19 protein-coding genes are annotated in these 23,819 nt (G+C 45.0%); 7 read left to right on the forward strand and 12 right to left on the reverse strand.

Features of this window, described 5'->3' with window-relative positions; genetic code table 11:
- Positions 1 to 129: 129 nt before the first annotated feature.
- Positions 130 to 2,061, reverse strand: a complete 1,932-nt coding sequence (locus BIZ39_RS09945; protein ID WP_187446889.1) for a M1 family metallopeptidase — start codon at positions 2,059 to 2,061, stop codon at positions 130 to 132.
- 220 nt (positions 2,062 to 2,281) lie between these two features.
- Positions 2,282 to 2,710, reverse strand: coding sequence for an organic hydroperoxide resistance protein (locus BIZ39_RS09950; RefSeq protein ID WP_014948414.1), 429 nt, complete (start codon positions 2,708 to 2,710; stop codon positions 2,282 to 2,284).
- A gap of 138 nt (positions 2,711 to 2,848) precedes the next feature.
- Here BIZ39_RS09950 and BIZ39_RS09955 point away from each other — a divergent pair, with 138 nt between their 5' ends.
- The 3 genes from BIZ39_RS09955 to BIZ39_RS09965 all read left to right on the forward strand — a co-directional run bounded on the left by BIZ39_RS09955 (position 2,849) and on the right by BIZ39_RS09965 (position 4,889).
- On the forward strand, positions 2,849 to 3,292 hold the full coding sequence (locus tag BIZ39_RS09955; protein ID WP_131135990.1) for a MarR family winged helix-turn-helix transcriptional regulator: 444 nt from the start codon (positions 2,849 to 2,851) through the stop codon (positions 3,290 to 3,292).
- A 348-nt stretch (positions 3,293 to 3,640) separates the two neighbouring features.
- On the forward strand, positions 3,641 to 4,315 hold the full coding sequence (trhA, locus tag BIZ39_RS09960; protein ID WP_187446890.1) for a PAQR family membrane homeostasis protein TrhA: 675 nt from the start codon (positions 3,641 to 3,643) through the stop codon (positions 4,313 to 4,315).
- A 46-nt stretch (positions 4,316 to 4,361) separates the two neighbouring features.
- The gene (locus BIZ39_RS09965; RefSeq protein ID WP_039224611.1) at positions 4,362 to 4,889 is read left to right on the forward strand and encodes a hypothetical protein; all 528 of its coding nucleotides are present in this window, start codon (positions 4,362 to 4,364) and stop codon (positions 4,887 to 4,889) included.
- Positions 4,890 to 4,989: 100 nt separating this feature from the next.
- Here the strand turns inward: BIZ39_RS09965 and BIZ39_RS09970 are convergent, their stop codons facing one another.
- The 4 genes from BIZ39_RS09970 to BIZ39_RS09985 form a co-directional block, all read right to left on the reverse strand.
- The gene (locus tag BIZ39_RS09970; RefSeq protein WP_014975764.1) at positions 4,990 to 5,931 is read right to left on the reverse strand and encodes a hypothetical protein; all 942 of its coding nucleotides are present in this window, start codon (positions 5,929 to 5,931) and stop codon (positions 4,990 to 4,992) included.
- 17 nt (positions 5,932 to 5,948) lie between these two features.
- Complete coding sequence (locus tag BIZ39_RS09975) at positions 5,949 to 6,707, reverse strand: hypothetical protein (RefSeq protein WP_168462779.1); 759 nt, start codon at positions 6,705 to 6,707, stop codon at positions 5,949 to 5,951.
- The gene (locus tag BIZ39_RS09980; RefSeq protein WP_049586206.1) at positions 6,707 to 7,237 is read right to left on the reverse strand and encodes an RNA polymerase sigma factor; all 531 of its coding nucleotides are present in this window, start codon (positions 7,235 to 7,237) and stop codon (positions 6,707 to 6,709) included. The genes BIZ39_RS09975 and BIZ39_RS09980 overlap by 1 nt, the downstream gene beginning before the upstream one ends.
- A 257-nt stretch (positions 7,238 to 7,494) precedes the next feature.
- Positions 7,495 to 8,403 carry a hydrogen peroxide-inducible genes activator gene (locus BIZ39_RS09985; protein ID WP_014948406.1) on the reverse strand — a complete coding sequence of 303 codons (909 nt, stop codon included), beginning with the start codon at positions 8,401 to 8,403 and terminating at the stop codon, positions 7,495 to 7,497.
- A gap of 334 nt (positions 8,404 to 8,737) precedes the next feature.
- On the opposite strand from BIZ39_RS09985, the gene BIZ39_RS09990 reads away from it, so the two are divergent.
- Positions 8,738 to 9,715 carry a universal stress protein gene (locus BIZ39_RS09990; protein ID WP_187446891.1) on the forward strand — a complete coding sequence of 326 codons (978 nt, stop codon included), beginning with the start codon at positions 8,738 to 8,740 and terminating at the stop codon, positions 9,713 to 9,715.
- Between the two features lie 96 nt (positions 9,716 to 9,811).
- Here the strand turns inward: BIZ39_RS09990 and BIZ39_RS09995 are convergent, their stop codons facing one another.
- The 5 genes from BIZ39_RS09995 to BIZ39_RS10015 all read right to left on the reverse strand — a co-directional run bounded on the left by BIZ39_RS09995 (position 9,812) and on the right by BIZ39_RS10015 (position 16,842).
- Positions 9,812 to 11,083, reverse strand: a complete 1,272-nt coding sequence (locus BIZ39_RS09995; RefSeq protein WP_039224609.1) for an inorganic phosphate transporter — start codon at positions 11,081 to 11,083, stop codon at positions 9,812 to 9,814.
- Between the two features lie 340 nt (positions 11,084 to 11,423).
- Positions 11,424 to 12,140: a phosphate signaling complex protein PhoU gene (gene phoU, locus BIZ39_RS10000; protein ID WP_014948403.1), complete on the reverse strand. Its 717-nt coding sequence runs from the start codon at positions 12,138 to 12,140 to the stop codon at positions 11,424 to 11,426.
- 150 nt (positions 12,141 to 12,290) lie between these two features.
- Positions 12,291 to 13,097: a phosphate ABC transporter ATP-binding protein PstB gene (gene pstB, locus BIZ39_RS10005; RefSeq protein ID WP_014948402.1), complete on the reverse strand. Its 807-nt coding sequence runs from the start codon at positions 13,095 to 13,097 to the stop codon at positions 12,291 to 12,293.
- A 15-nt stretch (positions 13,098 to 13,112) separates the two neighbouring features.
- Complete coding sequence (pstA, locus tag BIZ39_RS10010) at positions 13,113 to 14,672, reverse strand: phosphate ABC transporter permease PstA (RefSeq protein WP_187446892.1); 1,560 nt, start codon at positions 14,670 to 14,672, stop codon at positions 13,113 to 13,115.
- Positions 14,665 to 16,842, reverse strand: coding sequence for an ABC transporter permease subunit (locus BIZ39_RS10015; RefSeq protein ID WP_187446893.1), 2,178 nt, complete (start codon positions 16,840 to 16,842; stop codon positions 14,665 to 14,667). Before BIZ39_RS10015 ends, pstA begins: the two co-directional genes overlap by 8 nt.
- A gap of 209 nt (positions 16,843 to 17,051) precedes the next feature.
- Here BIZ39_RS10015 and BIZ39_RS10020 point away from each other — a divergent pair, with 209 nt between their 5' ends.
- From BIZ39_RS10020 to ppx, 3 genes are all read left to right on the forward strand, one after another.
- Positions 17,052 to 17,558 carry a glycine cleavage system protein R gene (locus tag BIZ39_RS10020; RefSeq protein ID WP_014975755.1) on the forward strand — a complete coding sequence of 169 codons (507 nt, stop codon included), beginning with the start codon at positions 17,052 to 17,054 and terminating at the stop codon, positions 17,556 to 17,558.
- Between the two features lie 187 nt (positions 17,559 to 17,745).
- The gene (ppk1, locus tag BIZ39_RS10025; protein WP_014948398.1) at positions 17,746 to 19,818 is read left to right on the forward strand and encodes a polyphosphate kinase 1; all 2,073 of its coding nucleotides are present in this window, start codon (positions 17,746 to 17,748) and stop codon (positions 19,816 to 19,818) included.
- A gap of 16 nt (positions 19,819 to 19,834) precedes the next feature.
- Positions 19,835 to 21,397, forward strand: coding sequence for an exopolyphosphatase (gene ppx / locus BIZ39_RS10030; RefSeq protein ID WP_187446894.1), 1,563 nt, complete (start codon positions 19,835 to 19,837; stop codon positions 21,395 to 21,397).
- A 130-nt stretch (positions 21,398 to 21,527) separates the two neighbouring features.
- Here the strand turns inward: ppx and BIZ39_RS10035 are convergent, their stop codons facing one another.
- Positions 21,528 to 23,654 carry an alpha/beta hydrolase family protein gene (locus BIZ39_RS10035; RefSeq protein WP_187446895.1) on the reverse strand — a complete coding sequence of 709 codons (2,127 nt, stop codon included), beginning with the start codon at positions 23,652 to 23,654 and terminating at the stop codon, positions 21,528 to 21,530.
- Positions 23,655 to 23,819 lie beyond the last annotated feature (165 nt).

The raw sequence follows: 23,819 nt of genomic DNA on the forward strand, positions 1-23,819 counted from the left end.
GCAGCTCAATTGAGCTGCTTTTATTTTTTAGCCAAGTAACGGAAACCTACAAACGTAGACCTTTACTGTCGTTATCACAAAAACGAAGGTCTTCTTATCGAGACCGGTTCGCATGAGTCTAATAAAGTCTTAGTTCACATAGCCTTCATTAGCTTTCACTGTAAGTGGGTGATAGCCCGGTTTCGCTTCTTCAAATGCGCGTTTAGCAAACGCCTTGCCTTCAGGTGTTTTTGATAGCTCGCGATAAAGGGGCTTAACAAGCTTATTGCGCCCTATCGACACCAAGTAGCTATACAAACGATCATAGGCAGGCTGATAGTTATTCTCTACTGCGATCATCAACCAGCTATGAGCAATTTCGTTGTTTTTAGTCGAGGTGAGTGAAAACGCTGAATCTAGCTCAGCCAGCTGTGCGCTGCTTAGCGATTCGGGCATGTTGTTTAGAAAATATAGCCACTCGTGTACAGTCCACTGCGCGGTTTCAATATCCGCCGCTTTCACGTCGCCAGAAAGCCAAGCGCTTCGTGTGTCATCGATTTTAGTGAACGCATCAGATTCTGGCTGTGGCGCTCCCTCGGGAATGCCTGGTTCAAAAATCCACGTTTGGATGCGCTCCGCGTCTAGCTTATCTGGATACTGCTTTAACAAGGTATCATCTAAATAAGCAATAAACGTGTCGGTAGTAATGCTCTTAAAAGCAAAGTCTTTAAAGTACTGCATTAAGAAAGCATCAAAGTTTTCTCGACCAATCTTTTGTTCAATTTCACGTAAAAACAGTGCACCTTTTTCGTACGGAATATTTGAGAAAACATCATCTGGATTACGACCACGAAGGTCGATCGCCAGGATTTCATCATCCTCTTCTAGGGCTGCAACATCGTTCTCCAGGTCTTGATAACCTAGTACTGCTTCTTTTTTGAAACGATCATGACCGTAGATCATTTCCATAATTCGGTAGGTTAAATAGGTCGTAAAACCTTCGTTTAACCACAGATCGCGCCATGTAGCGTTTGTTACTGTGTTACCAGACCAGCTGTGTGCAAGTTCATGAGCAATCAGAGACACCAAGCTTTTATCACCGGCGATAACTGTAGGTGTAATAAACGACAAGCGAGGGTTTTCCATGCCGCCAAAAGGGAATGAGGGCGGTAGAATTAGCAGGTCGTAACGATCCCATTGGTAAGGTCCATAGGTTTCTTCCGTTACCTCTAACATTGCCTCGGTATCTTCGAATTCCTTCGCCGCACTTTCAAGTAGCGCAGGCTCAGCATACACACCAGTACGCTCACCCATAGCTTTAAACTCCAAATCACCTATGGCTAACGCAATAAGGTAAGAAGGAATAGGCTGCGGCATATTGAACTCATATTCGCCATCGCGCTCGGTGGTTGGGTCGTTAGACGCACTCATTACCGCTAATAACGATTCAGGTGTTTTTATGGTTGCGTCATAGGTTACGCGCACTTGTGGCGAGTCTTGAAGCGGAATAAAGCTTCGTGCGTGAACTGCTTGCGCCTGTGTAAACAGGAATGGGTGCTTCTTACCTGCCGTTTGCGCTGGCGTTAACCATTGTACGCCAGAGGCTTCGGGTGAAGTTGAATACGCTACCGTTACTGAGTTTGCCGCACTTGGTAGAGTAATCGTAAGAGGCGTGCCTAAATCAGGGTCAGTCTCTCCCATTTCAAAGGGAACACTTTCTCCCTCTACGCTAACACGCTCAATCTCTAACGCTCGCGTGTCCAATACTAGCGTATTGTTTTCAGGCTTCGTACGCTCAACATCGAGGGTCACTTCACCAACGAGCTGCTTCGACTCAAAGTTTGCGGTTAAATCTAAGCTTAGGTGCGTAACCCGAATTTCATTAGGGTTAGCAAATGAGTGGTAATCTACACCAGAAGCAATACCTGCATCGGTGTGCTTAGCCGCATCTGCACTAGACTCCGAAGTAGACGCAACGGCTTGCTCGTTTTCTGTATTTGGTGAACTTGAACTGGTGTTATCACTGCACGCGAGCAACACGGGCGCGCATACGAATGTAGCCAGTAATCCGTATTTTTTCATATAACTTCCTAAAGGATGATTGATACGATCTCAGTGTATCAATCTGTTATATGACTGGCGACTCTAATTCGAAGAGCTGCGTTGTAACTGCGCTATATTTCGAAAAGCAGTAAGGGTTGACGTGAATAAGTGCAGGATAGCTACGCCATCTGACGAAGGCGCAGCTATCCGACAAGGGCATTAACTATTTGCGTTAACCGCTGACTCGTTTGCCGTTTAATTAAGCAAGGCTAATATCTACTTCAATGTTACCGCGGGTCGCATTTGAGTATGGGCATACTTGATGCGCAGTTTCCACCAAGCCTTGCGCTTGTGCTTTGTCCATATCGCCCAAATCTACCGTCAGTTTTACTGCAATAGCAAAGCCTTGTTCAATAGGTCCAATTGCAACGTTGCCAGTTACACTAATGTCATCGGCCAGCTTAATTTTTTGCGATGCAGCCACATGCTTAAGTGCACCGATAAAGCACGCCGAATAGCCCGCTGCGAACATTTGTTCAGGGTTCGTGCCTTCTCCACCTGCACCGCCCAATTCTTTAGGTGTAGAGAGTTTAAGGTCTAGCTTACCATCACTTGATTTCGCTGTTCCTTCACGACCACCCGTTGCTGTTGCACTTCCGGTATAAACGACTTGTTGAAGTTTATGCATGTTACTCTCCTCATAGGTTTATTTAAACAACTACTTTGCATGCAAAATAAATTATCACCAAACCAACTTGCAGATCAAGTGTTTTGTATGCAAAATATTATTGTTAAGAAAAAGCCTTACCGATAAGGGTTAAGCATCATGTCAGAATTATTGAAGTTGGAAAATCAGCTTTGCCACCGTTTTTATACGCTGTCGAATGCATTCACTCGTGCTTACCGCCCCCTTCTTAAAGCGCTGGATATCACCTATCCTCAATATGTGACTTTAATGGCGCTATGGGAAAACGATGGCATTACTATTGCCGAGCTTCTGGAGAGAACGGCCATAGACGGTGGTGCTATGTCGCTGATTCTCAAAAAGCTACAAGACAAAGGCTTTTTAGTTGTCACTAAAGATAAAGCCGACAAACGCGTTAAGCGCGTTCAACTCACTGAAACGGGCAAGAAGAAGAAAGCCATAGCAGAAGACGTGCCTGTGCAAATGCTCTGCAAGCTTAATGGCATGACTGCAGATGAAAGCCGTACGTTAAAAGTCCTACTGGACAAATTAGGCGGCTGTTTTGAGAATGCAGATTTAAACTAGTCCGGATAGATAATCACCACTCAGCCCTACATTCCCAAGCATTGCTAGGAAACTTGCCAGCGCCTTGTGAGTAGGCAATTATCTATGCGTATTGGTATTTTAACCTCTTTTTGTAATCTGATTGTCATCAGATTTTTGACGTTTTCTGTTATTATTTTCGCATTGAGCGAACAAGTGTGCGCTATAATTGTCCTAATGGACGTAGTAGGGAAAATGCTGAGCTGCACGTTTCAATTGAAAGCGTTAGTCGCTGAAATGATCGCATGTCTTATCGAGAAAGTGCGACAAGAGGCTTTAAGGGCATTTACTACCCATTATTCTTAGAAAGAAAAAAAAACAGGAGCTGTGATGATCCAAGAACAGATTCAGACACAGGCTGTGCCGCAATCAAAAAGCATTCCTGCAAAAGCCTACTCTGTACTGGAAGAGTGGCTGAACAGTATTAGTCATGGGGTTGGCTTTATTGCTGCTATCGTGGGTTTAGTATTTATGTTGTATCGAGCGGAGGATACGCTCGCGTTAACCACTGCGGCTATTTACGGCTCTACCCTCATTTTAGTGTTCTTAAGTTCAACCCTTTATCACGCCATTTCTCATCAAAAGGCAAAGGGGTGGCTTAAGCTATTTGACCATAGCGCGATATATTTGTTGATAGCGGGTACTTACACACCTTTATTGCTGGTTTCAATTGGTGGCGTATTGGGTATCACAATGACGGCTATTGTTTGGAGCTTGGCAATAGGTGGCGTGGCGTTTAAGCTCGTCGCGCAGCATCGCTTTCCCAAGGTATCCGTGATGACTTACTTGCTTATGGGCTGGATTGCACTAGGTCTTATCTACCCTCTTTATGTTGCGCTTCCCGGTGCTGGCCTTTGGTTATTGGTAGCAGGCGGGCTGTGTTTCAGCGTAGGTGTGTGCTTTTACGTGGCAAAAAAGGTAAAGTACACCCATGCAATTTGGCACATGTTCGTGATTGGCGGATGTAGCTGCCACTACTTTTCAATTTATTATTTTGTCGTTTAACAAAAGGCCCAAATTAAGCTGCTATGCCAAAACCATGTAAAAACTTATGCTAACAAACAAGCAAGACGCCGAGAAAAAGGAAAACAGCACTACGTTGACACCAGGTATTGCGTGGTTTTCACTACACGCAGGACAAATATGCTTGGGTAAAAAGCCCGTTGAAAGTGACTTTGAACGCCTTAAGTCACTGGGTGTTACCCATATTGCAACGGTTCAGACCAGTGAAGAACATGCGCCAGTTATACGCGACAATTCTGTTGCAGCTGGGCTAGAGTGGCTATGGGTTCCCTTTGTACATCCATCGTCAGAATCGCCTACTGAGGATACGCATCTTCATCAATACCTTCATGAACTATCTCAAATGTTGACCGAAGGAGCGAAGATATATTTACACTGCGACGGTTCACAGCACCGCTGTAGTTTATTGTTTTACGCCCTTTGCCACTATTGCCGCGTTCCATCCAATAGTGCATATAACGCTCTGCATAGCTTTGGCGCTAGTGCGGCAAATAACCTTAAGAGATCTGAACTCACATGGGCAGCAGAATTAGGGCATATTGCACCTAAAATGTAGGCCAATAAAAAGCGCGCCTTCGTTATCAACGTTCATTAACGAAGGCGCGCGTGCTGTTTTAACAAAGCAAAGCGTTTATAAGTGCGCCGAGCTTATTTATTTAAAACTGATAAATATTAGCGTTGGTGAGAAGTTTATTCGCGTCTATTTTTTCTTGAACACAGCGCACTATATCAGCACGAGTAAATACATAAATTCGGTCTTTGCGCTCGCGGCTCTCGTCCATCTCAAAATCTTTCAGCACCATGCTGATATGTTCATTTTCCGGCAGACCGCGTAAGCCTGACCCAAATCTGCATAAGGTCTCGCTCATGCCCGACTCAAAACCGGCCAGAAACGTTTTGTAAGCTTGCTGCTGCTGCGCTTTACGCGCCTCCATTTGTTTAGTCTGCTCTTTTTCAATTGCTTTAAGCTCATCCTTCATGCTTTTTTCTTTCGCTTCTAATTGCTTAAGCTGCTCTCCAGACTGCTCTTTTTGCACGAGTAATTCTTTTTTTCGCGCCTCGTCAGCGTGACGCAATTCGAAGGTAATATCTCGCAGTTCACGCTCTACTTCTCTTGCTTCCCAGGCAAGTTCACGCTGCATGTTGCGCAAGTCGCGTAAGCGACTATTGTTGTCAGCAAACGCCTGAGAAAAACGATGGCTGGTTTCTTCTGCGTAAGCTTCCCACTCTCTGGCTGCTTCAAACACAATGTCATCAACATCACTAAACGAATTTGCAGACGGAACTGGTGGTGCAGGCGGTGCAGGTGGTACGGTGGCAACTAATCCTTCTACCAGCGTTTCTATCTCTCGTACCCAGTTACCGCTTTGGCCTCTTACTGAAAAAGTAAATACCGCCCCCTGCCCAGCAAGATAGCTGGTTTCAATTTGACTCACTCTCCAAGAATCAGTTGCGGCATTTTGTCGTAAGGACGTTTTGAGTACCCCAGACATTATTTCTAATTCATTCGATAGCGTGTCATATTTTTGCGCACTTTGTGCGTTCGCAAGACCACCAGCAGCAGAGCAAAGTAGTAAAGCAGTTAATAAACGTTTCATAATTTCACCTAATTACATTAATCATCTAGCGACGACTGTGGATTGTTTGTTTCATATGGCATGGTTAATGGCACTTCAGAACGGCTGTTAGATAAACTTACCGCGCTGTACCCTATTTCAATGTCATCAATTTCATCCTGGAGACGCGTAAATTGGCGTGCATAGAATCTTTGATCGTCAATACGCTGCTCGTTGATAAATTTAATAAGCTCGGCAAAGTCGTGTTTGCGTTCTTCTCTACTCGACGCTAACAAATACTTAGTAAGCTCTGCACTGCTTTGTTGCTGCTGTGTAGATAGCGCCTGAGCGTATTCTTTGAATAGTGTTTGGTTTGCTTGTTGATAGAAATCACGTTGCTCACCTAAAGCTTTAGCGACTTCTTGTGTCACGCGCTGCTCAACCATTTCATCCACTGTGTTGGCGCTTTTGTTTGAAAACGTAAGCGCTATACCGTTATCGCTATACGACAGCTTTGCGCCGGTGAGTACGGCTAACAGCGCACACGCCGACATGGCCATGGCACACGCTGGCAAGCTAAACCAAGACGACAGCGAACGTGGTTCATCTTTCTTAAAAAAGGTCTGTTCTTTGTCCCACTGGGGAAGTGCCGGAGCAACGAAGCTTGAGCTTGCGCTGTTCAAACGGGCGCTATTTTCTACCGCCTGCGCGAACTCAGCATCTGAATCACACAACGCGTTAAACTGCTTTTCTTGCTCGCTATCAAGCGAGTTGTCCAGATAAGCTGAGAATAAGGCTTCTTTGTCATATAAGGTCATTATTCCAACTCCAACTTCAACTTTGCTAAGGCTGCGTAAAGTCGCGACTTAGCGGTATTTACTGAGATATCCATTTGCTGTGCAATTTCTTCGAACGTGAAGTGGCCGAAGAACTTCAATTCCACCACCGCCTTTTGGCACAAAGGTAGGGTCTGCATAGCCTGCGTTAATGCTCTACTCTCTCTGTCGCTATAAAGCTGCATTTCAGGGCATGGCGCACCGCAAAGTGGCGCCTGTATATCGTCAATGTCAGAATGCGGCTTTCGCTTGCGATACAGTTCAACGCAGCGACAGTGGGCAATGCGATAGAGCCAACTTTTAAAACTGCCCTCACCTTTAAAACAAGCAAGACTGCGAAACACAGAGATAAAAATCTCCTGCATTAAATCTGCTGCATCATGGCTATTCCCTGTCATTCGAATACCGTATTGATACATAGCGGTTTCGTAGCGAGATATAAGCGTAAACCACGCTTTTTTATTACCCCTTAATGCCTGTTCCACGAGTTTTTCATCTCGTTTATTAAACACGCCGTTCCCCGTTTTTACGCTCTGTTTTTTTACTTAACCATTAAGTCGATAAGCTTTGCAAAAAAGTTTGTTTAATTGATAAATAAATTGTCATTTAGGGAATAACGCCAATGAAACTGTGCTTTAAGCGAAGGCTGAAGAACTTCTTTGGGGTTGGTGCACAAGACAATACTTGATGTCAGCAATAAAAAAGCGGCTGAACCTATAGGCTCAACCGCTTTAGCTAACTATGAAGGGAAGCGCGCTCAGCGCCAAGCTTATTTTAACGTGGGAATAGGCAGCAGTGGCGAGATAATTTCACCAATACGACGAAACAGCTGCATACGTGTAGTGCCTGAACGCCATACTAAGCCAATCTCACGAAACCCCTGCTCTTCAGCGGGGAAGCTCTTAAGACCCGTGTGCTCAAGAATAGACTGGTTTATCGCAAGTTCAGGTAAGAAGGTGTAGCCCATTTTGCTATTCGCTAATTGCACCAAGGTATATAAGCTGCTTGCCGCTACGCTGCTAATTTGGTCGCTGTGCTGAAGATTGCACGCACTTACCGCATGCCCGGTCATACAGTGCTCTTGCTGAAGTAAGAAAATACTCTTTTTCGGCAAGGTTGAAATGTCGACAGGATTAGGTAGTTGCTCAGCCATATCTTTGTGCGCTATAAGATGGAACGGGTCATGCCCTAAGACCATCTGTTTACACCCTGGTGTTTCCATTGGCAACGCTAGAATAAGTAAGTCTAATCTGCCGTCGGTCAATTGCTGTAGCAACTTCTCCGTCGTGTCTTCCTGCATTTCCAAGTTGATCTCGGGTAAAAATGCAGAAAACGCCCCCATCATGCCTTCAAAAAGAAACGGCGCAATGGTTGGAATAACACCTAATTTTAAGGTGCCTCGCTGCCAATTGCCTGCGTTTTGCGCATACTCAACCAGCTCTCCCGCTTCCTGAAGTAGCACTTTACTGCGTTCAACGATATCTAGTCCCAACGATGTAAACACAAAGGTTTTATGTTCACGCTCAAGAAGTTGGCTTCCGAAGTGCTCTTCAAGGTTCTGAATGGCCGTACTCAATGTTGACTGACTTACGTTACAGCGCTGTGCAGCACGGTGAAAATGTTGCTCTTGATGTAGCGTCACCAAATAGTGCAGGTGCTTAAGATTAGGCCATTTCATGGGCATCTCACAATTATTTAAAAAGGGATTAAAAAATATTGGATTAATCTAACATAAAGATTAAATAGCGCCTAGGGTTGATGCCCATGGTTAACGAGAGCGATCTTCTATTATTTGCAGCTGTACGTATACAACACCCTAAAAAAGAGGTAGATAATTCTGTTTATTGTGCAATCTATAAGAAGCTTTTGAGAATTTGACATTTCCCGCTGGAAAGCCCCCATAAGTAACGTTAGGATTAAATTAAAGCGTTATACGCAACATATTTTTACAGCGAAGTAAGACCCGCTCTTGTATCATTCAGTCAATAGAGCGATTAACTATTGAGGGCAGTATGAAAGGACATTATAAGAACATTTTATGTGTATTGAGCGACTCTCATCGTCAAGATGATACGGTAGCCCAAGCACTGCATATCGCCAAAGCGCATCAAGCCTCGCTTACCATTATGCTTTCGTTAGAATCTTTGCCGCCCAACGCCAGTATGGTCATGGAGTCTTTCTCTTATGTTGATTCTCAGCAAACCATGGAAACCCAAGCCCAGCATTGGTTAAAAGAACAAGCGGAAAGCTGGGGAAAACACTATCCTGTGTCTACTGCGGTAACGGTAGGTCAGCCGCTTATTGACGTTGTGCGTTATGTAAAAAAGAACAATATCGATCTAGTAATTAAACGGGCAGAAGAGAGCTTTCTAGATAAGCTATTCGGAAGCTTAGATATGCGTTTATTCCGCAAATGCCCTTGCCCGGTTTTGATCATTAACCACAAGCCTCGCAGTCAGTACAAAAACGTAGTTGCAGCACTGGATTTGAACTATCACTATCCACAGCATGAAGTGTCTATTAGGCGCGATCTTAATCGCGACATTTTGCGTCACGCAAGCCAAATAGCCTTGCTAGAATTTGCACAGCTGCACATTGTCCACGTTTTCGATGCGGTTCCTGAGAACATCGCAAGAGACGGGTTTATATCGGTTGATAACGACAGAATGGAAACCGATCTTGCAAAAATCCATGCCGAGCGTGAATCGGAACTAGACAAATTGCTTGAAGAACTAGGCAATGAATTGGATGACAATGTATTAGAGTATTTGAAACCTCAGAAGCACATTGTTCACGGTTACCCTCGAAGAGAAATTGCAGCCACTACCACATCCCTTGATACCGACATTATTGTTATGGGCACAGTGGCACGTTTAGGTGTGCCTGGCTACATCATGGGCGACACCGCAGAAGAAACTATCCATCAGCTTAAGTGTGCCGTTGTGGGTGTTAAACCCCGTGGCTTTGAAACGCCTATCTCTATTGATTAAAGAAAACATTCCACAAACAAAAAGGCCGTGCTTCACTTCAAGCACGGCCTTTTTTAATTCTTTTCGCTTAATACGAACGTTTGTAAGCGCTGTGTTTTACGCTACGCCAAACGACGCTTTAAGAATGTAGAAGAAAATAATCGAGAGGATTGCGCCTGCAGGCAACGTAACAATCCACGATACGACGATATTTCTCACAATGCCTAGGTTAAGCGCTGATACACCACGCGCCAGACCTACACCTAGTACCGCTCCTACAAGCGTTTGGGTAGTCGAAATAGGTAAACCCGTACCTGATGCGATAACTACCGTACACGCTGCAGCGAGTTCTGCTGCAAAACCGCGGCTTGGTGTTAAGTGTGTAATACCTTGACCAATGGTCTTGATAACGCGATGTCCAAATAGCGCAAGACCCGCAACAATACCTAAACCACCAAGAGGCAGGATCCAAGGTGCAAGTGTAGTGCTAGAGTTAATTTCGCCGCCACTACTTACTACGCTAACTACCGCAGCCAATGGTCCAATAGCGTTAGCTACATCATTTGAACCGTGGGCAAACGCCATACAACAGGCTGTTACTACCATTAGAAGTGCGAATACTTTCTCAACGTTAGCCGCCTGTAGGTCTGCATCTTCAGAACCGCTGAACTTCATACGGCCGATAAACCATTTACCCAAGAAGCCCAACGCTACGGCAATAGCAATCGCCAGCACATATCCGTTAACAGCGCTTAGCTCTAAACCAACGTGCTTAAGGCCTTTCTTGATAGTAACAAGCGACATCACAAAGCCCGCTAATGCCATATAGAACGGCACATAACGCTTAGCATTTGCAAACGGAGAGGCAGTTTGGAAGATGAGCTTGTGCGCGCTCATGAAAATAAGATAAGCAATGATGCCTGAAATAGCTGGGGTTACTACCCAACTACCAACAATACCACCCACTTTGTCCCATGCTACTGCGTCCATGCTGACGCCAGTGGCAGTAAAACCGATGATTGCACCGATAATTGAGTGAGTGGTAGATACAGGCCACCCCAACCATGACGCTACCGCAAGCCAGATTCCAGCTGCAAGTAGTGATGAGATCATGCCTAATACAAGGTATTCAGGTATGTCTATAAAATAGGTTGAGTCGATAATCCCTTTTCGAATGGTAGACGTTACTTCGCCACCTGCTAGGTAGGCGCCAGCAAACTCAAATATCATTGCAATGATAATGGCTTGTTTTATGGTTAAAGCTTTAGAACCTACTGACGTACCCATTGCGTTGGCAACGTCATTCGCTCCAATACCCCATGCCATGACGAAACCAACGCCGGCGGCAAGGATTATAAGAATTAGGCCATAACTTTCAAAAAATTCCACGGATAATCGCTCCCGATCTAAACGCGATTTAGGCTGGACGCTACTTGAGTAAGTAGCATGATCTCTTCACCACAAAGGCTAGAGAATGAAGTTAAAGACAAATTGTGTTTTATCATAAGGTTCGATTAAATTTTGCACGATCTGTTCTTGGCTGCGGCGCATGATAACGTAATCATGTTAGAAGCCATAGCGAAAATCACTGAAAAACGATAAAAGTATGCGGAATTATTTGAATGCGATGATAAATCCACCAAATATTTCAGTTTTATGACAAATAAATTTCGCATGTATCCATATTTGAATATCAATACGCAAAATCGTACTGACCATTTGGACAGGATTACGTCAAATCTTCCAATTTTTGTTGCATATTTTCCAACGGTGTATGCCTAACATCGGTACCCCGAGTAAGATAAACCACATACTCACACACATTCTTACATCTATCGCCAATACGCTCTAACGAGCGCATTGCCCACAAAACATCCAACCAATCCTGCATGTCATCGGTACTTTTCTGCATTTCGGAGGTGGTATACGACAGCAGACGCTTGTATTCACTATCAATGCGGTTGTCTTGGTCGTACACTTCTAATGCCGCAGCCTCATCCTGACGAGCAAAAGCGTCGAATGTGCCGCGCATCATGGCGGCCACGCGCTCGCCAATGAGTAACATGCTGCTCTTAATGGTATCTGAGCTCGGCAACTTATTGCGCGTTACTAGTTTGGCTATACGCTCGATTTCATCGCCCATTCGCTCTATATCGGTAATGGCTTTGGAAATGGTCATAATTAAACGTAGATCGCTGGCGGTAGGATGACGTTTTGCAATAATGCGCAAGCACTCTTCGTCAATTTGAATTTCCATGGAGTTAATTTTTAAGTCGTTCAACACCACTTTTTCAGCCAGAGCGGCATGATTGTGCTTTACCGCTTTTAACGTATCCACCAGCTGCTGTTCAACTTCGCCCCCCATGGTTAATACCGAGTTGCGCAAGTTTTCCAACTCGATATTAAATGTACCCGAAATATGCGTGTTTAAGGCTACCTGTCGCATGGTGTTTTCTCCTCGCGGCGTAAGCATAACGAATAACGACAATCAATCGTGCCGCTACCTGTGGCAGAACTATCGTGACAAACCGCTACATCTTGCCAAATTGAAGCCTTACGGCGCAAACCCATGTGAGAACACACACCTACTGCTACCTTATCCATATCGCCCCGTTATGTAGTCTTCGGTTTGCTTCTTCTCTGGCATAGTAAACAGCGTATCGCTGTCCGCATATTCTATCAGCCTGCCCTGATGGAAAAAGGCGGTGTAGTCGCTTACCCTAGCCGCTTGCTGCATGTTGTGCGTCACGATAATAATGGTGCATTGTTTCTTTAATGCATCCATCAGTTCTTCGATAAAAAGCGTGGTCAGAGGGTCAAGAGCTGAGGTTGGTTCATCAAGAAGTAGAATGTCGGGCTTCAACGCCAGTGCTCTAGCAATCACCAAACGCTGCTGCTGACCGCCAGATAAGACATGCGCGGATTCAAATAAACGATCTTTAACCTCGTCCCACAGCGCCGCCTGTTTCAGTGCGCTTTCCACCGCGTCGTCTAAGTGTCGACGAATTTTAACGCCTTGAAGCTTAAGCCCGTAGCACACGTTCTCATAAATGCTCATAGGAAAGGGGTTGGGTCGCTGAAAAACCATGCCCACGTTCGTTCTTAGGCGTGACACATTTACTTTGCGGCTATTGATGTTTTGCCCATCAATAATAATTTCACCATCGTATTTGCAACCGTCATACAAATCGTTAAGGCGATTGAAACAGCTAATGAGTGTAGATTTACCGCAACCACTTTGACCAATTAACGCTGTGATTTTGTTTTTTGGGATCCGCATGCTGATGTCATTTAACACATGCTTATTGCCAAACCACAGGTTGAGGTTTTTAACCTCTACCGCGGTTTGTTCTTCACCAATGTCGTTAACGTTCAGCGTATTGTGTTCAAACAACTTCAACATGTTACAAAACCTGTATTATCCTTTGAGATAGCGTTTGCGCAGGCGCGCTCTAAGTACAACTGCCAGAATATTTAATACAAACACCACCACGAGTAAAAGCAAGCAAGCGGCAAACATCATGCTTGCGCTCTTTCCATCAGTTTGGCTGTGAAACGCTCCGTCATAAATAAGCACGCCCAAATGCATAAACTGCCTATCAAGGTGGAGATAAGGAAACTCTCCATCTATGGGCAAGGTTGGCGCAAACTTGACCGCACCCACTAACATAAGTGGCGCTACTTCACCTGCCGCCCTCGCAATCGCCAGAATTACGCCAGTCATAATACCCGGAGACGCAATAGGCAATACGGTACGCACTATAGTCTCAATTTTGGTAGCCCCTAATGCGTAACTGCCCGCTTTCAATCCTTCCGGCACCCTGCGCAAACCTTCTTCAGTCGCCACAATCACTACAGGTAAGGTCAAAATTGCCATGGTTAAGGCAGCCCAGAAAACGCCAGGGCTTCCCATTGTGGGTGCTGGCAGTGTGTCACTAAACAATAGCTCATCAATACTGCCGCCCAAGGTATAAACAAAGAAACCAAGGCCGAATACGCCGTAAACAATAGAAGGTACACCTGCCATGTTGCTTACACTGACACGAATAATGGTGGTAAGCGCCGTGTTAGGTGCATATTCGCTCAAGTAAATAGCGGCTAATACACCAAAGGGCGTTACGATGATGGTCATTAAGAATACCATGAGTACAGTGCCAAACAACGCAGGGAAGACGCCACCTGAGGTATTCGCTTGTTTAGGGGAATCGGTGAGAAAAACACCGATTTCCGAAAACGCCACCTGCCACTTTTCCCATGTACTTAGACGACTGACAAAATCTACATCTTGAATACTAGATATGGGAATAACAAACGGCGTTTCGTCAGCAAAACTTACCAATAAGGTATATTCGGCTCGTGTTGCTTCTAACGCTTCCACACGCTTTTGGTATTCGTCAAACGATGCCACTAAACGCTCTCTTGCTGGCGCGTCGGCAACAACATTACGTTTATCAAATTGAGATAGCGCTTCGTGAATAGGTGCAAGGTGTTGCGTATTTAAATCTTCAATTTGAGCGCTTATTTGAGCCACTTCCTCTAGCACAATATCAATGTTACCAAGAGGTTGAGGCGGTTTAGATGGCACGACGATGTATTCAGGAATTGCCAACACACGCCTGCCGTCTAACAGTTTTATTTCTGCGCTTTGGTTTGCAAGTAGAGAAGTCTCTATTTCCTCTCGAGATAACTGGATTTGAAAGCCATAAGGATGCTGAGCATCTGAGAATTTAAGTGTCACATCCTCATTTGTTGATTCATCAAATAGGTTCGCAAGCACCGAAAACCTTGTGCCGTCTTGATGCGTACCGGTAACCGTATAGATGGGTTCTGGCCAAAAATATGCCGTACCTCGAAAACTAATAAGTATAAGAACGCTAACTAGCGCAATAAGCAGCAGGCTGGTGAAAAAAGCCGTTAAGCTAATGACTAACGATTGACGCTGTACCGCACTTAACCCAAACGTTGTTTGATTAACCATAGTACGCCCTACTTCTTATACGCTGTCGCAATAGCTCTGCCATGGTGTTTACCAAGAAGGTAAACAGAAACAAAATACACGCGGTGAAAAATAGAATTTGATAGTGCGCCGATGATACATCTGCTTCTGGAAGTTCGATTGCCAAGTTAGCAGTAAGTGCTCGCAAACCTTCTATCAAGCCCCAGCTGGAGATTGGCGTATTCCCCGTCACCATGAGGACTATCATGGTTTCACCAAACGCGCGGCCGAAACCTAGCATAATCGCGGCAACAATACCCGGTAGTGCAACGTGAAGAACAACATGAAGTAAGGTCTGTAGTCGTGTGGCGCCTAAAGCAAAAGAGGCGTGTTTTAAATCATTTGGAACGCCGTTTATGGCATCTTCAGCAAGGGAATAGATACTAGGTGATATGGCCACACCTAACGCTAACGCTACCACTATAGTCGTTTTCCCGATGGGACTATCGGACTCAGCCGCAAGCATTGTAAACCCGTCTACCCCCATTATCGAGAAAATAAGCGAAGGCGCATACTCCACGCTAATAAAACCTAAAAGGAACACTCCGCTTATAGCAAATAGTAGCTCTGCTCCGTGTCTTAGCTTCTTTGGTAAGTATTCTGCAACAGGGCGCTGTACCAGGGCAACGACAATAAGCACAAAAGGGATAACGATTAGGAAAAAGGCAAAGGAAAATAAAAACTGCTCAGCTTTTGGCGATAACCAAATGGCCGCGATGAAGCCGATGAGCACACTGGGAATCGCTTCTAGCAATTCGATAGCCGGCTTAATAACGTTGCGAAGGCGGCTTTTAGCAAAAAACGCGGTGTAAATTGCGGCACCGATAGCAACCGGAATAGCAATAAGCAGCGCTAAAAGAGAGGCTTTAATACTGCCTATTAATAGCGGTGTTAAGCTAAACTTTGCCTCTTGAAAATCAGAGGCACTGGTGGTTTGCCATACGGTTTCTTCCGTTTCATACCCTTCGTAGTGCTGCGGTTCAAACAGAGAGGCCCATGTAGTAACGCCGCTTAAGTGCCTGCCTTCCCATACTGATAAAGTGCTATCTGAATAGCCATAAAGTTTATTGCCGTACCAAATGATATTCTCAGCAGAACGCTCTATCTGTTGTGATGCCACTACATCGCCCGATACACGGTTTACCAACAACACTCTTGCTTTGTCGGTCAGCACTGCCACTAAGTTCATACTGGCATGTTCTGCCACATCCTTAACGTTCTCTCCTGGTAGCGCTACTTGGTAGGTTTGTTCAAAGGTAAGGCCTTTATCGCTTTTGCTCAGCACCCAGCGAGTAAGTGCCTGTGTATTGCTGTTCATTAGGAAAAAGGTGCGGTCTTTAGCAAGTGGGAATACAATCTTCTCATCTATTGACGCTGTGATGTTTCCTGCTATTGGCAGTAGTGACGCCCCTTCATCCGTGAGCCTATTTAGGAAAAGCGCATCATCCACTTGGAGTAACACGCTCTGACTGCCGGGTAACAGTACGAGTCTGTCTATATTATGAAACCGTTTATCCACCACCTGTGTAGGACGAAGCCGATTTACCCAACGGATAAACACTTTATTGTCTTGAACGATAGAAACCACTGCCCATTTTGAAGACAGTGCAATGCTCCAGTCACTGCGTCTCTCCCACTCATCTTTGGGAAGCGCGAACGTAATGCTGTTCGACAACGCCGCTTGCGGCGTACTTGTGGCAATATCCTCTGCGCTACCGTCGGTCATATTGAACGATCTAACCGGTAAAACTCTCACTTGGGCGTTGGGAGAAACGTCTACGATATAGTTCTCTCCCATCACACTGTGGGAAGACAGTCTATGCTCACAAGGACGGATATAATCGTGATTACTTACCAGAGCATCGCCTTTAAGCAACTTTAATCCCAATCGACAGTCAGACTTCCTAACCAGCATTGGCTGACTGTTAATGATGTCGCCTGCGCTGATAATTTTTTCATTATCTGACGTTTTCAAGCTCAACAGATGATTTAAGCTAGGGGTATATGCCAACGGCAGAGCTTGGCTGATTAGATGGGTAATAAGAATAACTAACGTCAACAAAACAAGGCCGCCGAAGCCGGTCACTACATAGCGTGACCACCTGTCGCTTCGCTGGCGTTTTTTGTTTGTGCTGTTGCTGTCGAAAGTCATGCGGCTGTTTAGTAATTCTTATTTTCGAAATTCTTCATTTTTAAGAAGAATAACCCTAAATTGCACTGGTGAGCAGTGTAAGTTTTGTTATGCTAATAGCAAGTGAAAGTTTAAAGCATTACCTTCGCGCAACCTACTCTGCGCCTATGGTATTACCCAACAGGAAGACGATCAAAGTTTTTCTCTACACGCCCAATAAGGAGCATCGTATGCAATCATTGGTTATAAGCATTATGGGTAAAGACAAGCCGGGTTTAGTAGACGCACTGGCTAAGTGTGTATACAAACATGAGGGCAACTGGCAAGGGTCGAGCTTTGCGCATATGGCGGGAATGTTCACCGGTTTTGTAGAAGTACATGTTGCCGATGAGAACAAACAGGGCTTAATCGATGCGCTAGACGCCATTAAAGATTTGTCGGTGCAATCTGTAGCGGTAGCGAGCAGTGAAAATAACAACACCACCAAATTGACGGTTGATGTAATGGGCAATGACAAAACCGGTATTGTCCAAGAGCTCACCTCTGTTTTAAACCAGTTCAATTTGAATATTCTCACCTTTGCTTCACACTGTGAAAGCGCGCCTAACTGGGGCAGCCTGATTTTCAAAGCAAAAGCAGAAATTGCGGTGCCAGAAGATTTTGACGACGGCGCACTGCAAGATTCACTGGAGTCGTTGGCTAACGATTTGGTGGTGGATATTACCGCGAAGCGATAAAAACAAGGGCGTATTTGTGGTGCCATACACTATCCGCGCATCACAATTACGAACTCATCATATTGAAAGTTAATGGAATAACCACAACGTAATGCGTGCGCACTTGCACCAGAATACGTGTTGTCACAGTAGTGTCACTGACTGATGGCAGTCTTTGACCATTTTTATGAACGTGAATTGAGACATTATGGATAACGACGTTTTATATTATCCCAAAGAATTAAGCTGGCTTGCGTTTAACGAACGCGTATTGCAAGAAGCCGCAGATAAAAACAATCCCGCCGTGGAGCGAATTCGTTTTCTTGGTATTTACTCAAATAACCTAGATGAGTTTTATCGCGTGCGCGCCGCTGACGTGAAACGACAAATTACCATTGCGCAAAATGACGGCAATGAAGAGGAAGCTGAACGCCAAACCGCTCTTATGGCGCTTATTCAGAAAAAGGTAGTCCAGCTTTCTGAAAAGTTCGACCAAATTCATAAGGATGTGGTTAAGTCCCTAGCTCGCTACAACATACATATTCTTCGAAAAGACGATTTAGACGATTATCAAAAGCAGTGGGTACGCAACTTCTTCGTTAACAAAGCACTGCGTCACATTGCACCTATTTTAATAGATAAGAAGACCGACCTACTTAGCCGTTTGAACGGTACGTCGGTGTATTTATATGTGGCGCTTAGAAGAAAGGACCGCAATCCTAAATTTGCGGTTATTCAGGTTCCTACCTCTGAAATGTCGCGCTTTATGCTGATCCCACCGCAAAAAAGCCGCAAGAAGAAGAGCATTATTATGCTCGATGACATGATTCAGCTGTGTATCGAAGACATTTTCCGCGGTTTCGTGAAGTTCGACGAAATTGAAGCATTCTCGTTTAAAATGACGCGTGATGCGGAATATTCTATCAACGAAGAAATTGACGAAAGCTTCGTTGAAAAGATGTCTGAAAGTATGAAGCAGCGCCTTATCGCTGAGCCTGTGCGTGTTATCTACGACACGAACATGCCAGAGGACATGAAATCTGACTTGCGCAAGCGACTTAAGATAACCAAGCTAGATACCATGCACGCTGCTGGGCACTATCGTAACTTTAAAGACTTTATTGGCTTCCCTAATGTGGGTCGAGAATATTTAGAGCATACGCCGCTGCCTGCTATCGACAGCAAGGCATTCTCTAAGTACAACACCGTTTTCGATGCCATTACTGCGCGAGACATACTACTGTACTACCCGTACCACCGCTTCCTACACTTCACCGAGTTTTTGCGTCAGGCGGCTTTCGACCCGAATGTTAAAACCATACGTATTAATATTTATCGTGTTGCCAGTAATTCACGCATTGTAAACTCGTTGATTGACGCAGTAGACAACGGCAAAAAAGTAACCGTTGTGGTAGAACTTCGCGCCCGTTTTGACGAAGAGGCAAATATCGAATGGTCTAAGCGCATGACTGATGCAGGTATACGCGTTGTACTTGGCGTGCCTACTCTTAAAATTCACTCTAAACTTTGTATTGTGACCCGTGAAGAACGGGGCAGTTTGGTGAACTATGCGCATTTCGGTACGGGTAACTTCAACGAGAAAACAGCAAAGATTTATACCGACTACAGCTTATTCACCCGTAATCAAGAACTCGCCGATGAAGGCGTGGCGGTATTCGATCTTATTCAATACCCTTACCGACGCTACAAGTTCCAGCATCTTCAAATATCGCCATTAAACGCCAGAACCAAAATTCAGTCGTTAATTCGTCAAGAAATTCAGCATTTGAACCAAGGTCAAAAGGCACAAATCACTTTCAAAATTAACAACCTTGTTGATAAAGAACTCATTGATGATTTGTACCGGGCTAGCCAGGCGGGGGTTAAGATCCGCGGTATAGTGCGCGGTATGTGCTCACTTAATCCAGGGATAAAAGGAATAAGCGAAAACATCGAAATTATTTCTATTGTTGATAGATTTCTCGAACACCCACGCGTGATGATTTTTGAAGGAGGCGGCGATAGAAAAGTGTATATCTCTTCTGCCGACTGGATGACCCGTAACATGGACAACCGCATTGAAGTAGGTTGTCCAGTGTATGATAAAGGTCTTCAGCAGCGCATTGTTGATATAATGGAGCTACAATTTAAAGATACCCTGAAGGCTCGAGTGATTGACAAGGATCAGAGCAACAAGTACGTTCGCAGGGGAAATCGTAAAAAACTTCGTTCTCAGATAGAAATTTATGACTATTTGAAGAAGCTAGAAGACACTTTGTAGGATAGAAAATTAGTACATGACCCAGCACGAATCAGTTTTTAATGACGTGGAAACCCGCGAAGTCAATAAAGTCGCAGCACTAGACATTGGCTCAAATAGTTTTCACTTAGTAGTAGCACGCATTGTTGCTGGGTCTGTGCAGATTCTGCATAGAGTTAAACAAAAAGTACGCTTGGCCGAAGGTCTCAACGACGACGATATCTTGTCTAATGAAGCGATGGAGCGTGGGCTTGCTATGCTAAAAGTAGTAGCAGAGAGCCTGAAAGGTTTTGAGCCCGACTCCGTGAGAATTGTCGCCACCCACACGTTGCGCAGGGCGCGTAACGCCCGCGATTTTATCAGCGCAGCAAAAGATATCCTTCCCTACCCTATCGAAGTCATTTCTGGTGTAGAAGAAGCGCGACTTATTTATTCAGGCGTTGCACATACTAACCACTCCGACGGCCAACAGCTGGTTATTGATATAGGCGGTGGCTCTACTGAGTTCGTTATTGGCGAAGGTTTTACGCCTTTACTTTGCCGCAGCCTTCAAATGGGCTGCGTAAGCTATACCAAACGGTTTTTCCCTGACGGTGAGCTAAAGCCAAAAGCCTTTGATCGCGCTATCACGGCTGCACAGCAAGAGCTTGAGTTAATAGACAATAAATATCGCAGACTGGGCTGGGTCCAGTGTATCGGTACGTCTGGTACCATTCGTTCGCTGTTTACACTTTGTCAGCAAGACAGACCCAATGGCCACGATATTCCGGTGACACTTAAAAGTTTGCGCAATTTAATGAAGCAATTCATAAGCGCAGGGCATATAGACAAATTAAGCTACCCAGATTTAAGTGAAGATCGTCGTGTGGTTATTGCTGGCGGCCTCGCTATTCTTATCGCCGTTTTCAAAGCGCTAGAGATTGAAGGCTTGGTGTACTCGCCTGCCGCTTTGCGTGAAGGCGTGCTTTATCAGATGGAAGATGAGCTTCATCACGCTGATATTCGCGGCAGAACCGCGAGTAGTTTGGCAACCCGCTATGATGTAGATACGTCCCAAGCCACTATGGTGCTTAATACAACCCTTTCACTTTTCAACGATGTTGAAAAAGCATGGAAACTTAAAGGGCGTGACTTTAAAAGCATGCTCGGCTGGGCAGCTTTACTTCACGAAGTCGGCATGCAAATTAACTCTCGAGGCATACAAAAACACAGCGCCTATATTCTTGGTAATGTGGACATGCCTGGGTTTACGCAGGAACAACAATTACTGCTTGCTACGCTCGTGCGATTCCATAGAAAGAAAATTCGAACCAATGAATTGCCCGCATTTAATCTTTTCGATGAGCAGTCGGTTAAGCATTTAATCGCGTTACTGCGTTTGGGTGTACTGCTTAATATTAAACGCCAAGAGGGTTTTGTACCTGACCTCGTTGTTAATGTAGAAAAGAACGAACTGACCATTACCTTCCCCGATGGCTGGTTAGATGAAAAACCTATTATCTCAGCTGACCTGCTACGAGAATGCCACTACTGGAAAGCGCTTGATTTAAAACTCACAGTTGTTCCTGATATCGAGCAATTACATCCCACTGTGGAATAGACAAACAGCGCCACTCACAATCGCGCTTTCGATCTTAAAAGCGAATGGAGAATATGCTCGAATACTAAAAAAATGGGGCCTTGAACCGATTGAGTCGGCGCATTAGCCCCACTTAGTCTCAGCACACTAATTATTGAGCTTCAACTTGCGTACTTTGTGACTGCACGCTGTCGTATTTTTTAAACCACGCCAAGATATTTTCAACTTTACCAATCATTCTAGATGGCTTAGAAGCAATCCCGTGCGGCGATCCAGGTACTTTTACCAGCACGCTATCAACCTTTTGAATCTTTAACGCTTGATAGAACTGCTCGGTCTCAGACATTGGCGTGCGTTTGTCCTCCACTCCCGTGATCAGCATAGTGGGTGTCGTTACATTGCCTACTAGCGATAGCGGTGAGCGCTTCCAGTAGTGCTCTACGTTATCCCAAGGCTTACCCGGAAATTGGAAAGGGATTTGATATAGACCTGAATCAGCAGTCAGCACTTTCGATAACCAGTTGATAACGGGTTTAGCGACTACGGCTGCTTTAAATCGGTTAGTAAGGCCAATGGCATAGGCTGATGCAATGCCGCCTGCTGAACCACCAGTAATAAACAGTCGTTCTGGGTCAGCGATACCTTTTTCAATAAGCGCATCAACACCCGACATATGGTCTGAGAAGTCATATTCCGAACTGTATTTCCCTTGAAGTAGCAATGCAAAGCGTTCTCCATAACCTGTACTACCTCTGTGATTATCATAAAACACCACGTAGCCCTCTGCAGCCATACGCTGCAGCTCGGCCGTGAAGACAGGGCCATAAGCGAGATTAGGTCCGCCGTGAATTTCTAAGATAAGCGGATATGTTTTCGAACTGTCATAGTTTGGCGGCAGAATGTACCACCCCTGGATTTCTTCGCCATCAATAGAAGACGGATAGACAATTTCTTTTACTTCGCCAAGTTGCTTATGACCTAGAACGTCTTCGTTTAGTGCAGTAAGCTGTCGCTCGTTTCGCGTAGTGACATATAAATCAGCGGGCCGATCGGTACGTCCTTTGGTATACGCCACTACATCATCAACAGCGTGATAAGTGCCAAACACATAAGGTCGTCCTAACGTAGTACCGCCCAGCCCCTTAGCTACGGCTTTTACGCTGCCCGATAGCGATACCACATCCACCTGCGCTAAACCGCGAACCGACTGCTGAAAATAAACGTGCTTATTATCTTTCCAGTGAAAGTTAGACACTGAATTATCAACGTCTTTTGTTAAGTTTTTGGCATCTGTACCGTCACTTTTCATCACGTACAAATAGCTATTTTTGTACATCACTTTTTCGTCATCGCGGCGTGCGTAAGCAATGTGCTTTCCGTCAGGCGATACGACAGGCGATGATTCAAGGCCTTTGTCGTTGGTAAGCTGTGCGATATTACCCATCATATCCACAGAAAAGATGTCCCCCTCAACAGGCTCATACTCCCAATTGTCACTGCGGTTGGCAGAGAAATAGATTTTGTCGCTATCAGGAGAGAAACTTAAGCGCCCATTGTGGTGATACTTCCCTGAAGTAAGCTGTCGTGCTGTGCCTCCGTCAGCAGGAACAATAAAAATATGGGTGTAAGCAGGTTCAAGAATGCCTCGGCCGTCGGCTTGATAGCGCGCTTTGGTAATATATTGAAAGCTAGGAGACCACTTTGCACCGTCAGGCTTTTTAGGCATTTTAATGTCTAGCGGCTTTTCCTTGGCATCAACGCTCATAGTGAAAGCAATGTGCTTACCATCTGGCGACCAAGTGATGTTACTTGGGTTTGAGGTGACATTTGTTACGAGTGCCGTTTGCCCTGTATCCATCCAGCGCACATACAATTGCGGTTTACCTTCTTCATTAGAAAGGTAAGCCAATCGGCTACCGTCTGGTGACCAGCGAATAGAATAGTAACTCTTTTTCGACGACAGTAAGGGGCGGTGTGACTTTCCATCAACCGACGCTAGCCAGACGTTCGCTCGACTGCTATCCGACATAATGTCGTTTGAACGGCGCACATACGCAACATATTTACCGTTTGGCGACACCTGAACTTCGCTCACGTATTCCAAATTAAAAATATCTTCCGATTTAAAATAGCGTTCAGAGTCGGTAGTAAGAGATTCTCTCTCATTGCTTGCAAGCGCTGTGGATGGCATAGCTAGCGTGCCTACGCTAAATAGTGCAGCCCATATAGCAAACCGTTTTTTGACTGACGGGTACCTGTGATTTCTCGTAAAAGACATATCTCACCTTAATCTATTTGTTCTTATCCGTTCTTTTTTATGGGGTGATCACGTTGTAGTGATGCATTTATCGTCTCCATATTACTGAATATATTCAGCCAATAAAGATTAAACGTTGAGCGACATCGCTAGGCGATTAAGCGCAGTACACAGGGGCGCTGGCTT

The organism is Alteromonas sp. BZK5, assembly GCF_014349115.1.
GTDB classification, from domain to species: Bacteria; Pseudomonadota; Gammaproteobacteria; order Enterobacterales; family Alteromonadaceae; genus Alteromonas; species Alteromonas macleodii.